The 12,278-nt window shown below is 73.0% G+C and carries 10 protein-coding genes, 1 tRNA gene and 2 pseudogenes; 8 read left to right on the forward strand and 5 right to left on the reverse strand.

The features are described 5' to 3' along the window. A partial coding sequence (infB, locus tag CJZ98_RS14675; RefSeq protein ID WP_232756505.1) for a translation initiation factor IF-2 occupies positions 1 to 2,660 on the forward strand: 2,660 nt, incomplete at its 5' end. A 2-nt stretch (positions 2,661 to 2,662) separates the two neighbouring features. Next, positions 2,663 to 3,868 carry a low-complexity tail membrane protein gene (locus CJZ98_RS19470; RefSeq protein ID WP_315855769.1) on the forward strand — a complete coding sequence of 402 codons (1,206 nt, stop codon included), beginning with the start codon at positions 2,663 to 2,665 and terminating at the stop codon, positions 3,866 to 3,868. On the opposite strand, the pseudogene CJZ98_RS19475 reads toward CJZ98_RS19470, so the two are convergent. Then, positions 3,869 to 4,045, reverse strand: a pseudogene (locus tag CJZ98_RS19475) (photosystem II assembly family protein); the annotation flags it as partial. A 43-nt stretch (positions 4,046 to 4,088) separates the two neighbouring features. Here CJZ98_RS19475 and CJZ98_RS14690 point away from each other — a divergent pair. After that, a tRNA-Thr gene (locus CJZ98_RS14690) sits at positions 4,089 to 4,160 on the forward strand. Between the two features lie 249 nt (positions 4,161 to 4,409). Here the strand turns inward: CJZ98_RS14690 and CJZ98_RS14695 are convergent. Both CJZ98_RS14695 and CJZ98_RS14700 read right to left on the reverse strand, forming a co-directional pair. Further along, a complete protein-coding gene (locus tag CJZ98_RS14695) occupies positions 4,410 to 4,760 on the reverse strand; it encodes a DUF7734 family protein (RefSeq protein ID WP_198537849.1) in 351 nt (116 codons plus the stop codon). A 14-nt stretch (positions 4,761 to 4,774) separates the two neighbouring features. Beyond that, a complete protein-coding gene (locus CJZ98_RS14700) occupies positions 4,775 to 5,392 on the reverse strand; it encodes a DUF3177 family protein (protein WP_094591877.1) in 618 nt (205 codons plus the stop codon). Between the two features lie 79 nt (positions 5,393 to 5,471). Between CJZ98_RS14700 and CJZ98_RS14705 the strand changes: the two genes are divergently transcribed. Genes CJZ98_RS14705 through CJZ98_RS14720 form a run of 4 tightly spaced genes read left to right on the forward strand, consistent with a single transcriptional unit; the run spans position 5,472 to position 9,965 of the window. Further along, on the forward strand, positions 5,472 to 6,803 hold the full coding sequence (locus tag CJZ98_RS14705) for an FIST signal transduction protein (RefSeq protein ID WP_094591878.1): 1,332 nt from the start codon (positions 5,472 to 5,474) through the stop codon (positions 6,801 to 6,803). Positions 6,804 to 6,814: 11 nt separating this feature from the next. Then, a complete protein-coding gene (gene trmB / locus CJZ98_RS14710; protein WP_094591879.1) occupies positions 6,815 to 7,549 on the forward strand; it encodes a tRNA (guanosine(46)-N7)-methyltransferase TrmB in 735 nt (244 codons plus the stop codon). Then, positions 7,546 to 8,919, forward strand: coding sequence for an IctB family putative bicarbonate transporter (locus CJZ98_RS14715; protein WP_094591880.1), 1,374 nt, complete (start codon positions 7,546 to 7,548; stop codon positions 8,917 to 8,919). The genes trmB and CJZ98_RS14715 overlap by 4 nt, the downstream gene beginning before the upstream one ends. After that, on the forward strand, positions 8,919 to 9,965 hold the full coding sequence (locus CJZ98_RS14720; RefSeq protein ID WP_094591881.1) for an N-acetylglucosamine kinase: 1,047 nt from the start codon (positions 8,919 to 8,921) through the stop codon (positions 9,963 to 9,965). The genes CJZ98_RS14715 and CJZ98_RS14720 overlap by 1 nt, the downstream gene beginning before the upstream one ends. Before the next feature lie 29 nt (positions 9,966 to 9,994). Here the strand turns inward: CJZ98_RS14720 and glmM are convergent, their stop codons facing one another. Both glmM and CJZ98_RS14730 read right to left on the reverse strand, forming a co-directional pair. After that, positions 9,995 to 11,383 (reverse strand): phosphoglucosamine mutase, encoded by a 1,389-nt coding sequence (glmM, locus tag CJZ98_RS14725; RefSeq protein WP_094591882.1) that lies wholly within the window; start codon positions 11,381 to 11,383, stop codon positions 9,995 to 9,997. A 52-nt stretch (positions 11,384 to 11,435) separates the two neighbouring features. Beyond that, the gene (locus CJZ98_RS14730) at positions 11,436 to 11,675 is read right to left on the reverse strand and encodes a hypothetical protein (protein WP_094591883.1); all 240 of its coding nucleotides are present in this window, start codon (positions 11,673 to 11,675) and stop codon (positions 11,436 to 11,438) included. 65 nt (positions 11,676 to 11,740) lie between these two features. Between CJZ98_RS14730 and CJZ98_RS19150 the strand changes: the two are divergent. Next, positions 11,741 to 12,278, forward strand: a pseudogene (locus CJZ98_RS19150) (hypothetical protein); the annotation flags it as partial.

Genomic DNA, 12,278 nt, shown 5'->3' on the forward strand with positions numbered 1-12,278 from the left:
GCGCGCCCCCGGCTCGCCCCGCCTCTGCCCCCCAGCGCCCCGGTACTCCTGCACCTGCACGCCCCGGCGCCGTCAAGCCCCAGCTGGTGGGCCGCCCCCAGCCCGGCCAGGGTCAGGGCAGTGGAAGCAGCCGACCCGCGCCCCCGGCCGGTCGCCCCTCCCTGAGCCAGCGCCCCGGCATGCCCGTGCGCCCCGGCGCTCCGGCCCCCGTGCGCCCTGGCCAGCAGGGTGCCAAGCCCGGTTCGCCGCCGGTGCGGGCCCAGGTGGAACTGGTGGGCAAGCCGATCCGCCGCGATGCCGCCGGACCCGCGGGCCCGGTCCGCCCGGGTGCCCCAGGCCGTCCCGGCATGCCCCAGGGCATGCGCAAGCCCGTGGCTCCGGGCGAGTTGATGCAGCTGCAGAAGCCCGGCGCCAGGCCGATGGCGGCCCCGCCGCGCCGGCCCACCGCCGCCGAAGGAGGGGCTGGTGCGCCCGATGCGCCGACCCGGCCCACCGCCACGCCGCCCTCGGCGCCCCGTCGCCCCGGCTTCCGCACGCCCCAGCCACCCGGCCGGGCCCGCCGTCCCGACTGGGATGACAGCGCCAAGCTGGAGGCCCTGCGCAGCCGCTCGCCCCAGAAGCAGCGCACCAAGGTCCACATCATTGGCGAGAACGACGACGCGCTGACGGCTGAGACCGGCGGCTACGCCGGCGAATACGAGGCCCAGGTGCTGCAGGCCAGCCTGGCCCGCCCCGCCAAGCCCCGCGGCAAGGCGGCCGCCCCCACCGCCAAGCCCGTGGCGGCGATGCGCAAGCGCAAGAAGGAGACCACCCGCCAGCGCCAGCGCCGCCGCGCCATGGAGCTGCGGGCCGCCCGCGACGCCAAGGCCGTGCGCCCCGACATGCTCGTGGTGCCGGAGGGCAACCTCACGGTGCAGGAGCTGGCCGATCGCCTCGGCGTCGAGAGCTCCGAGATCATCAAGAGCCTGTTCTTCAAGGGCATCATCGCCACGGTCACCCAGACCCTCGACCTGACGGCGATCGAGACGGTGTCCGAGGAATTCGGTGTGCCGGTGCTCGAGGACGACGTCCAGGAGGCCGCCAAGAAGACGGTGGAGATGATCGAGGAGAGCGACCTGGCTCACCTGATCCGCCGTCCGCCCGTGGTGACCGTGATGGGTCACGTGGACCACGGCAAGACGAGCCTGCTGGACGCGATCCGCAAGACGCGGGTGGCGGCCGGCGAGGCCGGCGGCATCACCCAGCACATCGGTGCCTATCAGGTGGAGATCCCCCACGCCGGGGAGCACCGCAAGATCACCTTCCTCGACACCCCGGGTCATGAGGCCTTCACCGCCATGCGGGCCCGCGGCACCAAGGTGACCGACGTGGCAGTGCTCGTGGTGGCCGCCGATGACGGCGTGCGGCCCCAGACCCTGGAGGCCATCAGCCATGCCCGCGCCGCCGAGGTGCCGATCGTGGTGGCGATCAACAAGATCGACAAGGAGGGTGCCCAGCCTGAGCGGGTCAAGCAGGAGCTCTCGGCCCTGGAGCTGGTGGCCGAAGACTGGGGCGGCAGCACCGTGATGGTGCCGGTGAGCGCCATCAAGGGCGAGAACATCGACCAGCTGCTGGAGATGATCCTGCTGGTGACCGAGGTCGAAGACCTCCAGGCCAACCCGGATCGGATGGCCAAGGGCACCGTGATCGAGGCTCACCTCGACAAGGCCAAGGGCCCGGTGGCCACTCTGCTGATCCAGAACGGCACCCTGCGCACCGGCGATGTGGTCGCCGCCGGCCCCGTGCTCGGCAAGGTGCGGGCGATGGTGGACGACACCGGTAAGCGGGTCAAGGAGGCCGGCCCCTCCTACGCGGTGGAGGCCCTGGGCTTCAGCGAGGTGCCCACCGCCGGTGACGAGTTCGAGGTCTACCCGGACGAGAAGACCGCCCGCGCCGTCGTGGGCGATCGCGCCAACGAAGCCCGGGCCACCCGCCTGGCCCAGCAGATGGCGTCGCGTCGGGTGTCGCTGGCGTCGATGTCCGGCAAGGCGAGCGAGGGCGAGCTCAAGGAGCTCAACCTGATCCTCAAGGCCGACGTGCAGGGTTCGGTGGAGGCCATCCTCGGCTCCCTGGAACAGCTCCCCCAGGGCGAAGTGCAGGTGCGGGTGTTGCTCTCGGCGCCGGGCGAGATCACCGAGACCGACGTGGATCTGGCGGCCGCCTCCGGCGCCGTGATCGTGGGCTTCAACACCTCGATGGCTCCCGGCGCCAAGCGCGCCGCCGATGCCACCGGCGTGGATGTGCGCGACTACGACGTGATCTACAAGCTGCTCGAGGACATTCAGATGGCCATGGAGGGCCTGCTGGAGCCCGAGCTGGTGGAGGAGAGCCTGGGCGAGGCCGAGGTGCGGGCCGTGTTCACCATCGGCAAGAGCGCCGTGGCGGGCTGCTATGTCACCAACGGCAAGCTGCAGCGCAACTGCAAGGTGCGCGTCTGGCGCGGCAAGGAGAAGGTGTTCGAGGGCGACCTCGACTCCCTGCGCCGCAACAAGGACGACGTCAAGGAAGTCGCCACCGGCTTCGAGTGCGGCATCGGCACCGATCGCTTCGCGAACTGGCAGGACGGTGACCGGGTGGAGGCCTTCAAGCTGGTCACCCAGCGCCGCACCCTCAGCGTCTGACCGTGACCACCAGCCGGGCCGACCTGCACCAGGGTTCCGATCCCGCGGGCCATCCCGCCCGGCGTGAACCGCTGCTCTGGCTGCAGCTGCTCGGCCTGGCGGCCCTGCCCCTGGAGGCGGTGCTGCTGGTGCTCCTGCTTGGTGGCGCCGACCCGGGGCCCTGGCCCGGCCTGGAGCGGGTGCTGGTCTGGGCCCTGGGTGGCCTGGGCTCGGCCTTCCTGTTCTGGCGCCTGCCGCCGGATCTGTGGTCGCTGCTGCTGCTGCAGGTGCCGCTGCGGGGGCGACGGCCCGATCAGCTGCGGCTCAGCGCCCTGCAGCAGTCCCTGCCACTCCAGTTGCTCACCAGTGCTGGCGCTGCCCTGTCGCTGCCCCTCCTCTGGTGGGCGGATCGGGCGGCTGGCCTGGCCTGGTCCTGGTCGCCCCTGGCCGGCAGTTCCCGGCTGATCGGCCTCTTGGCGGCGGCCCTGGTGCTGGTGCTGCTGCAGTGGCAGTGGCACCAGCTGGTGCAGGCCCTGTGGATGCTCAGCCGCCGGGCGGAGCTTGTGGCGGCCACCACGCCCCTGAGCCAGGCCGAGGCCGCCGATCGTCGTCTCAGTCTGGGCTTGCCCCTGCTGCTGGTGGCTCCCCTGCGGTTCGATCCCCAGCCTCAGCCCGCGGCCTCCCCGGCACGGGCCACAACCGCAGGGGTCAGCGCGCCGGTCGAGGCCGTGGCTGAAGCCGCGCCGTTCCAAGGACAGGTTCCCGACCTGGGATCCGAGCCTCCCGCGCCCAGCGAGCCCGACGAGCCCACTGCGCCCAGTAAGCCCGACGAGCTCCCGAAGTCGGGCGAAACCGTCGAGTTCCGGGAGTCGGGCGCAACAGTCGAGTTCCGGGAGTCGGGCGCAACAGTCGAGCCAGGCCAGCCGATTGAGCCCAGTGACTCCACCGTGCCCGCTGAGCCCGCCGAGGCCAAGCAGCCCATGGAACCCACCGGGACTGCTGAACTCGATGACTCCCCTGAGCCAGACGAGCACAGAGAGCCCCGGGAGCCCGAGCCGGCCCCGGAGCCTGCATCAGCGCCGGAGGCCGCTGTGGCGTCAGCGCCCATCGCCGCCGCCCCGGCCGACCTCCCCATCGGAGAGCCCAGCTTGATCGAGGGGACCGCTGCGATCCTTCCAGAGCAGCAGACCGAACAGGCTGAGCGCACCGACCTGGATCAGCAGGTCTGAACTGGCCACCTCCCCTCCGGCGGAGGCCCGCAGCGCCATGGCGGCGAGCCCCACCGCGCCCGATGCCGTGAAGGCCAGCCAGAGTCCCTGCCGCAGGCCCCGCCAGGGGGTGCGGGCCTCCTGCAGCAGGCGGGCGCGCAGGGCCGGGTCCAGGGAGTCACGGGTGGGAGGGACCATCGGCAGCCAGCGGGTGAGGGCCGAATGCTAAGTTCGTGGCAACGCCGGTGTAGCTCAGTGGTAGAGCAACTGATTCGTAATCAGTAGGTCGCAGGTTCAAATCCAGTCACCGGCTTTTGCTTCCAAAAGTTATTGCGTAGGGCCCAATTAGTTGTTGGGCCTTTGTTTGGTTCGAGTTCTGGGCCGGGGATGGCTTCGGCCGATTTCGGCCGATTGGCCCGAAGGGCTGAAGGCTGGGATCCCAGCCGCGCCGGCCGATTGCTGCCAGGGGATTGCTGGCTCCGCCGCAGGAGCTCTGGTAGCCCTGCCGCACCCGATCAGCTCGACAGCTGCTGATCAGGCCTGCCGCCGCCGCTCACGCCGACTACCAACGATCAGCGCTCAGATACTCCTGCACCGGCCCCGGCCCCGCCAGCACCCGCTCGGCCGCCGGGTTCAGGGGGCCCTGCAGCAGCTCCGCGGCCTCCACCACCGCCCCCTCCGGCAGGGCCGGCTGATCCGGATCAAAGGCCGTGGGATGGCTGACGCTGCTGGAGAAGCCGCGGAAGATCAGCAGCTCGAAGGGCTCGAAGCCCTCGGCCGCCCCAGGCGCGCCTGCCGCCGATCCCTGGATCGGCAGGCGCCCCCGCAGCCGCAGCACCCGATCCGCCCGGGAGCGGCTCAGCTCCTCCAGGGCTGCCAGTAGCTCGGCGACGGACAGGGGCTGGGATGGCATCACCGGACGTCCCCTCAGAAGCCGCCGGCCACGCGGCCCTGTTTCGGCAGCCGCACCAGCAGCCACTGCAGCAGCCCCACCACGTAGGCCACCAGGCCCAGGTAGCCCACGAAGGCCGCCACGGCGGAGGTCCAGTCGCCGCCGAACACGAACGAGAACACCTTGGCCACGTGCAGGTGCAGGCCCTTAGGGGCCTCCAGCCACACGGCGCAGACGGGCTGCTGCAGGGCGCCCGCCAGGCAGCGGAAGGCCGAGGCACTCAGGGCCGCCCCCAGCAGCCCGAACACCGTGAGCCCCCAGCGCCAGGCCCGCACCGTGAAGGGCAGGGGCCGCCAGGGGGGCAGGTCGGCCAGCTCCTCGTTGAGATCCACCCAGAACCACACCGAGGCCACCAGCAGCAGCTGGGCCACGGCCCCCAGCAGGTAGCCCAGGGGTTTGGCGTCGGTCAGCAGCAGCACCGTGATCGGCAGCAGGCTGGCCACGCGCCAGTAGATGCCCAACAGGCGCAGCAGGGCCTGCTCCCGCTTCAGGGCCGCCCAGATCAGCAACACCAGCGGCAGCCCCAGGGCAAAGATCGCGCCCAGGCGGTAGTCGAGCCAGACAAGGGTGCGGTAGGGCAACAGGTCCGGCACGGAGAGGGCTCAGGGAGGTGCCATTATCCGCGCCCCGGCGCGCCCCGGGCGGCAGGCGCGCCCACGGTAGGGTCCGCCTATGGCGGTACGTCTTCCGGCCCAGCTTGCGCGGCGTTGGTCCCTGCCCTGGCGAGCCCGCCGCGGCAGGGTGGCCCGCTGTCGCACGGCGCTCTCCCGGGCGGTGGCCCTCGAGCTGGCTGTGGCCGAGATCGTGCGCGATCTCAGCCGCCAGACCCCGCGTCGCCCGCGCCTACCAGGCCAGGCGCCCCAGCTAGCCGATCTCGCCCTGGTGTTCTGCTCCACGGCCTTCGCCAGCGACCTGCAGCGGCTGCTGCCCTTGCTGCGGGAGGCGATCCCGGCCCGCCACTGGCTCGGCTGCGCCGGTGGTGGTGTGGTCGGCACCGGCCCAGACGGCCTGCCCCATGAGCTGGAGCAGCAGCCAGCCCTCAGCGTCACCTTGCTGGATCTGCCCGGCGCCGACCTGCAGCTGTTCCAGCTTGAGGGCGACGCCCTGCCCGATCTGGATGGCCCCGGCCAGCAGTGGATCCAGTGGGTGGGCGCCGATCCGCAGCGGGGCCGCTCGATGCTGCTGTTCGTCGATCCCGGCTGCCCGGCCATCAACGACCTGATCAGCGGCCTCGACTACGCCTATCCCGGCATCGCCAAGGTGGGTGGCATCGCCGGCCAGCACAGTGCCACTCACGGCTCCCTGTTCTTCGATGACCGGGTGGTGGGCGGCGCGGTGGGTTGCCTGATCGGCGGCCGCTGGCGGATCGAGCCTGTGGTGGCCCAGGGCTGCCGGCCGATCGGTCCGGTGTTCGCCGTGGAAAAGGCCGAGCGCAACGTGCTGCAGCTGCTCAGTGCCGGCGACCAGCGCGGCACGCCGGTGGCCTGCCTGCAGGCCATTCTCGAGACCCTGCCGCCGGCGGAGAAGGAGCTGGTGCGCAACTCGCTGTTCCTGGGGGTGGCCCGCAGCAGTTTCCAGCTCGGCGGCCCCGACGACGGGCTGCAGCGCCCGGCGTTCCTGGTGCGCAACCTGATCGGTGTCGATCCCCGCAACGGCGCGGTGGCGGTGGCGGAGCGGGTGCGGGTGGGCCAGCAGGTGCAGTTCCAGCTGCGCGACGCCGGCGCCTCCCGCCAGGAGCAGGAGCAGCTGCTGGGGGATCTGCAACGGCGCGTCGGCCAGCCGCTGGCGGCGCTGCTGTTCGCCTGCCTGGGCCGGGGCGAGGGTCTCTACGGTCGCGCCGACGGCGATGTGGAGCTGGCGGGCGCCCTCTTCCCCCGGCTCCCGATCGCCGGTGCCTTCTGCAACGGCGAGATCGGGCCGGTGGACGGCACCACCCACCTGCACGGCTACACCGCCAGCTGGGGCTTCCTGCTGGACGATCCCACGCCCGAGCCTGAGGTCTGAACCCGCCCGCGATGGTCCGCCAGCACGTCAACCCGCTCAGCCGCTTCTTTCAGCAGCCCCGGCCCCTGCCGCCGCCGGCCGAGCTGTTCGCCGAGCCCGATCGGCCCCTGCACCTCGACATCGGCTGCGCCCGCGGGCGCTTTCTGCTGGCCCTGGCCCAGGCCGAACCCCAGCGCAACTACCTGGGGGTGGAGATCCGCCGCGCCCTGGTGCAGGCGGCCCAGGCGGACCGCGATGCCCTGGGGCTGGGCCAGCTGCACTTCCAGTTCTGCAATGCCAACATCAGCCTGCAGGAGTGGCTGGCGGCCCTGCCGGCCGGGCAGCTGGAGCGGGTGTCGATCCAGTTCCCCGACCCCTGGTTCAAGAAGAAACACCACAAGCGTCGGGTGCTGCAGCCGGAGCTACTGCTCAGCCTCGCCGGTGCCCTGGCTCCGGGGCGGGAGCTGTTCCTGCAGAGCGATGTTCTGGCGGTGATCGAGCCGATGGTGGCCCTCACCGAGGCCAGCGGCTGCTTCGAGCGCCCCGCTGAGGATGCGCGGCCCTGGCGCGAGACCAATCCGCTGACGGTGCCCACGGAGCGCGAGACCTACGTGCTCAGCCAGGGCCTGCCGGTGTATCGGGCGCTGTATCGGCGCACTGGTGCCCCCCTGCCGCCCCTCGCGGATCTGGAGGAATGGCAGCGGGCCGCCGATAATCCGCCCGACGACCCGGCGACAACGCCGGCTTCCGAACCACCCGCCGCATGACCCAGGCCATCCCGCCGGCCGAACCGGCCACCCCCTGGCTGCTGCGCTGGCAGGGGCTGCTGGCGGGGGCCGAGGGGCCGCTGGCCTCGCGGCTCAGCCTGGTGGCGGGCCTGGTGCTCTGCGCCCTGATGGCCGGCCTGCCGCTGGTGACCCGCGGCGGCCTCAGCCTGCTGATCACCGCCTCGGGCCTGCTCTGGGTGCTCTGGGCCCTGTGCACGCCTCCCGGCCGGATTGGCCCCATCAGCGGCTGGCTGCTGGTGATGCTCGGGGTGATGATCCTGGCCACGGGCTTCTCGCCGGTGCCGATCGCGGCGGCCAAGGGTCTGGCCAAGCTGGTGAGCTACCTGGGGGTGTATGCCCTGATGCGCCAGCTTCTGGCGGTCGCTCCCCCCTGGTGGGATCGGATCGTGGCTGCCCTGCTGGCTGGCGAGCTGGCCACCAGTGTGATCGCCATTCGCCAGCTCTACGGGGACGCGAGCGCACTGGCCCGCTGGGCCGATCCCAACTCCGTGGCCGATGGCACGGTCCGCGTCTACGGCCCCCTGGAGAACCCCAATCTGCTGGCGGGTTACCTGATCCCGATCCTGCCCCTGGCGGTGGTGGCGCTGCTGCGCTGGCGCAGCTGGCCCCAGCGGCTCTATGCCGCCGCCGCCCTGGTGCTCGGGGCCGTGGCCCTGCTGCTCAGCTACAGCCGCGGCGGCTGGCTGGGGATGGTGGCGGCCCTTGGGGTGGTGGGGCTGCTGCTGCTGCTGCGTGCCATCCGCCATTGGCCGGCCCTGTGGCGGCGGCTGGTGCCCTTGCTGGTGCTGCTGGTGAGTGTGGCGGTGCTGGTCGTCGCCGTGACCCAGATCGAGGCGCTGCAGGTGCGGGTGATGAGCCTGTTCGTGGGCCGCGAGGACAGCTCCAACAACTTCCGGATCAACGTGTGGCTGGCGGCACTCCAGATGGTGCAGGAGCGGCCCTGGCTGGGGATCGGGCCGGGCAACACGGCCTTCAACCTGATCTACCCGCTCTATCAGCAGCCCAAGTTCAACGCCCTGAGCGCCTACTCGGTGCCGTTGGAGCTGCTGGTGGAGGGCGGGATCCCCGCCCTGCTGGCGGGTCTGGGGCTGCTGCTGGCCAGCCTGCGCAAGGGCCTGGCCCAGCTGCGGGGCGAATCCAGCTGGGCCCTGCCGGCCCTGGCCGCGGTGGCGGCGATCGCGGGTCTGTGCGTGCAGGGGGCCACGGACACGATCTTCTTCCGGCCGGAGGTGCAGCTCACCGGCTGGTTCTGCCTGGCCAGCCTGGCGGTGAGCCGAACGGCTGACGCCGGGCCTGGTCGATCCTCGGATTCTGGGGCCAGCGGCGCTGAGGCCCCCGGCGCGCCCTGATGGGCCTGGATTCGATCCCGGTGGCCGGTGAGCCTGCCCGCGGCCGGCCCGGGCCCTTTCTGCCCCCCGGCCATCTGATCGCCGGCTTCGATGCGGGTCAGACCCACACGCGCTGCCGCCTGGCCTGGGTGGGGGCCGATGGCCGCCGCCAGCAGCTGGCGGAGGGCGAGGGGGGCGGTGTCAGCCATCTGGCAGCCCCGCACGGCCCGCAGCTGTTCATGGTGGCCCTCACGGCCAGCCTGGCGGCGGCCCGGGCAGACCTCCGTTTGCGGGCGGAGGAGGGCTCCGCCGGGGTGGCAGGGCTGCCCCTGGCGGCCGCTGCCATCGGCGCCAGCGGCATCGAGCACGGCAGCGCCGTGCAGCAGCAGGGACTGGCCCTGGCGGCAGACGCCCTGGGGCTGCCGCCTGCACGGCTGGCCGTCACCGGGGATGAGCGCACGGCGCTGGGGGGCGCCTTCCCCCAGGGGCCTGGCATCCTGGTGATCAGCGGCACGGGCTGCATCGCCCTGGGTCGCGATGGTGCCGGCCGCACCCACCGCTGCGGCGGCTGGGGCTGGCTGCTGGATGGGGCAGGCTCCGCCATGGACCTGGGCCGCGACGGCCTGGCCCTGAGCGTGCAGATGGCCGATGGGCGCCTGAGCGAGACCCCCCTGCGGGCCCGGCTCTGGCAGGCCCTTGGCGCCGAGGACGCCCAGGCGGTGAAGGCGGCGGTGGTGGATCCGGGCTTCGGGCCGGCGGGGTTTGCACGCCTGGCGCCGCTGCTCGATCAGCTGGCGACCAGCGGCGATCCCCACGCCCAGAGGATTCTGGCCCGCTCGGCCGAGGCCCTGGCGTTGCTGGTGGGCGGAGTGGCGGAGGCCCTGGGCCTGGACGACCCGCCGGTGTGCGCGGTGGGTGGGGCCGTCACCCATCTGGCGGAGCTGCGCCAGGGCTTTGCCGAGCAACTGGCCCTGCGGCTGCCGACTGCCCGGCTGCTGCCCCCTGCCGGCGATGCCTGCGACGGCGCCCTGGCCCTGGCCGCCGAGCGCCTGCGTGACTGGGGCTGAAGCCGAGCTCCCGCTGCCTTCCGGCTGGCTCAGGCGGCGTTGAGGTGCTGCTCCGCCAGGGCCGCCAGGTGACCGGCCCAGTGGTCCACGTCGCCCTGCTCGGCGGCCTCCACCATCACCCGCAACAGCGGCTCGGTGCCGCTGGCCCGCACCAGCACCCGGCCCCGCCCCGCCATGGCGCCCTCCGCGGCGGCCACGGCGCTGCGCAGCGTGCCGCACTGTTCCCACTCGGTGCGGCGCTTCCGGTCGGGCACGGTCACATTCACCAGCTTCTGGGGGTAGGGCTGGAAGCTGCCGTCCATCCAGTCGGCCAGGGAGCCCCCCTGAGCGCCGATCAGGCTGGCCACCTGCAGGGCGGTGAGCAGGCCGTCGCCGCTCATCCCGTGCTGGGCCGAGAGGATGTGCCCCGACTGCTCCCCCCCCAGGGCCGCCCCCAGCTCCTCCATCGCCGCGTGGACGTACTGGTCGCCCACGGCGGTGCGCTCCAGCAGACCGCCCTTCGCCTGCCAGGCCCGCTCGAAGCCCAGGTTGCTCATCACGGTGGCCACGATCCGGTTGTCGGGCAGCTGGCCGCCGGCCATCAGGGCCTGGCCCCACAGGTAGAGGATCTGGTCGCCGTCCACCACCCGGCCGCGCCCGTCCACCGCCAGCATGCGGTCGGCGTCGCCATCGAAGGCGAAGCCCATCGCCGCGCCCCGCTCCAGCACCGCAGCCCGCAGCGGCTCCAGGTGGGTGCTGCCGCAGCCCTGGTTGATGCGGCTGCCGTCAGGCTGGCCATGCAGCACGGTGAGATCCGCCCCCAGCTCCTGGAACACCGCCTCGCCGCAGCTGGTGGCCGAGCCCCAGCAGAGATCGAGCACCACCTTGAGCCCATCCAGCCGGGCCCCGCCGACGCTCTCCAGCAGGGCCTGGCGGTAGACCACCAGCAGGTCGTCGCGTCGGTGCAGGGTCCCGTTGCCCGGCAGCTCCGCCGCGGTGGCCGGGCCGTGCAGGCCCGCCTCGATCGCCGCCTGCTGCTCCCGGCCGAGCTTGGCGCCGCAGGCGCCGAACACCTTGATGCCGTTGTCGTGGGGGGGGTTGTGGCTGGCGGACACCATCAGCCCGCCGCTGGCCCCCAGCCGCCGGATCGCCCCGGGCACCGCTGGGGTGGGACAGAGGCCGATGTCGAACACCTCGCGGCCGGCGGCGGTGAGACCCGCGGCCAGGGCTGCCACCAGCATCGGCCCGCTGCAGCGGGAATCCCGCCCGAGCACGATCGGCCCACCGGCCGGCAGCACCTGGCCGCACCAGAAGCCCAGCTGCAGGGCAAGGGCGGGCGTCACCACGCTGCCCACCCGGCCGCGGATGCCGTCGGTGCCGAAGCTGGCGCTGCCGGGTTCCAGGGGTTGACCGACCGGGAAGGGGGCCAGTTCCACCATCGCGCTGCAGTGCCGAGCAAGCGGCCAGGCTAAGGGCTTGTTCCGGGCTGCCTCAGCGCCAGCGTCGCGGCCACCAGGCCCAGCGCAGCAGCTCGATCGCGGCCCAGAGCAGCAGGGCACCCACCAGCCAACCCGGCAGCAGCGCCAGCGGCCAGATCGGGCGCAGCAGCATCACCAGCCCGGCCGCTGCCAGCACCCGCAGGGCCCGCCGCCGCTGGGCCGCCCCGGGCAGGGTGGTCAGCAGGGGCGGCAGGGCGGGCAGCCGGCGCTGCAGGGGTTGGAGCAGGCCCATGGCCCGGGGCGCGGTTCTCCCCACAATGCCAACTCCCGCAGAATGCCCAAACCCGCCAGCGGCCCTTGCCAGCGCCGAGCCCGTCCGCCGCCAACTCGACCGCCGCCAACCCGACCGCGGCCAGCCGTTCCGGCGAGACCCCCTCCGGCTCCCCAGGCGGCACCCCCGCTTCCCGGGGCGCCCTGCTGATCGGCCTCACCTGCCTGGGCACGGGACTGGCCCTGGTGGCGGGTCGCGAGCTGCTCAGCCAGAGGGGCGTCGAACTCGATCCCACCACCCCGCCGGCCGAGCTGGGGCGGATCCGCCACGCCAGTGCCGACCCGGAGCGCCGCCGCGAGGCCGCCCTGCTGCTCAGTGCCCGGCCCGAGACCCCCGCCGCCCGCCAGGTGCTGCTGCTGCGCGGTCAGGGCTGGGGCCGCGACCCGCTGGCGGCCGTGGTCCTCAAGCGCAGCGCCGAGGCCGCTGCCTCTGCCGGTCAGGCGCCGCTGGCGGAGACCCTCTGGGGCGAGCTGTTGGAGCGCTTTCCGCAGCAGCCCGCCAGCGCCGATGCCCTCTATGCGCTGGGCCGCGGCCAGCCCGCCCTGCGCCAGCAGCTGCTGCGGC

Origin of the sequence: Vulcanococcus limneticus LL (genome assembly GCF_002252705.1) — a bacterium.
Taxonomy (GTDB): Bacteria; Cyanobacteriota; Cyanobacteriia; order PCC-6307; family Cyanobiaceae; genus Vulcanococcus; species Vulcanococcus limneticus.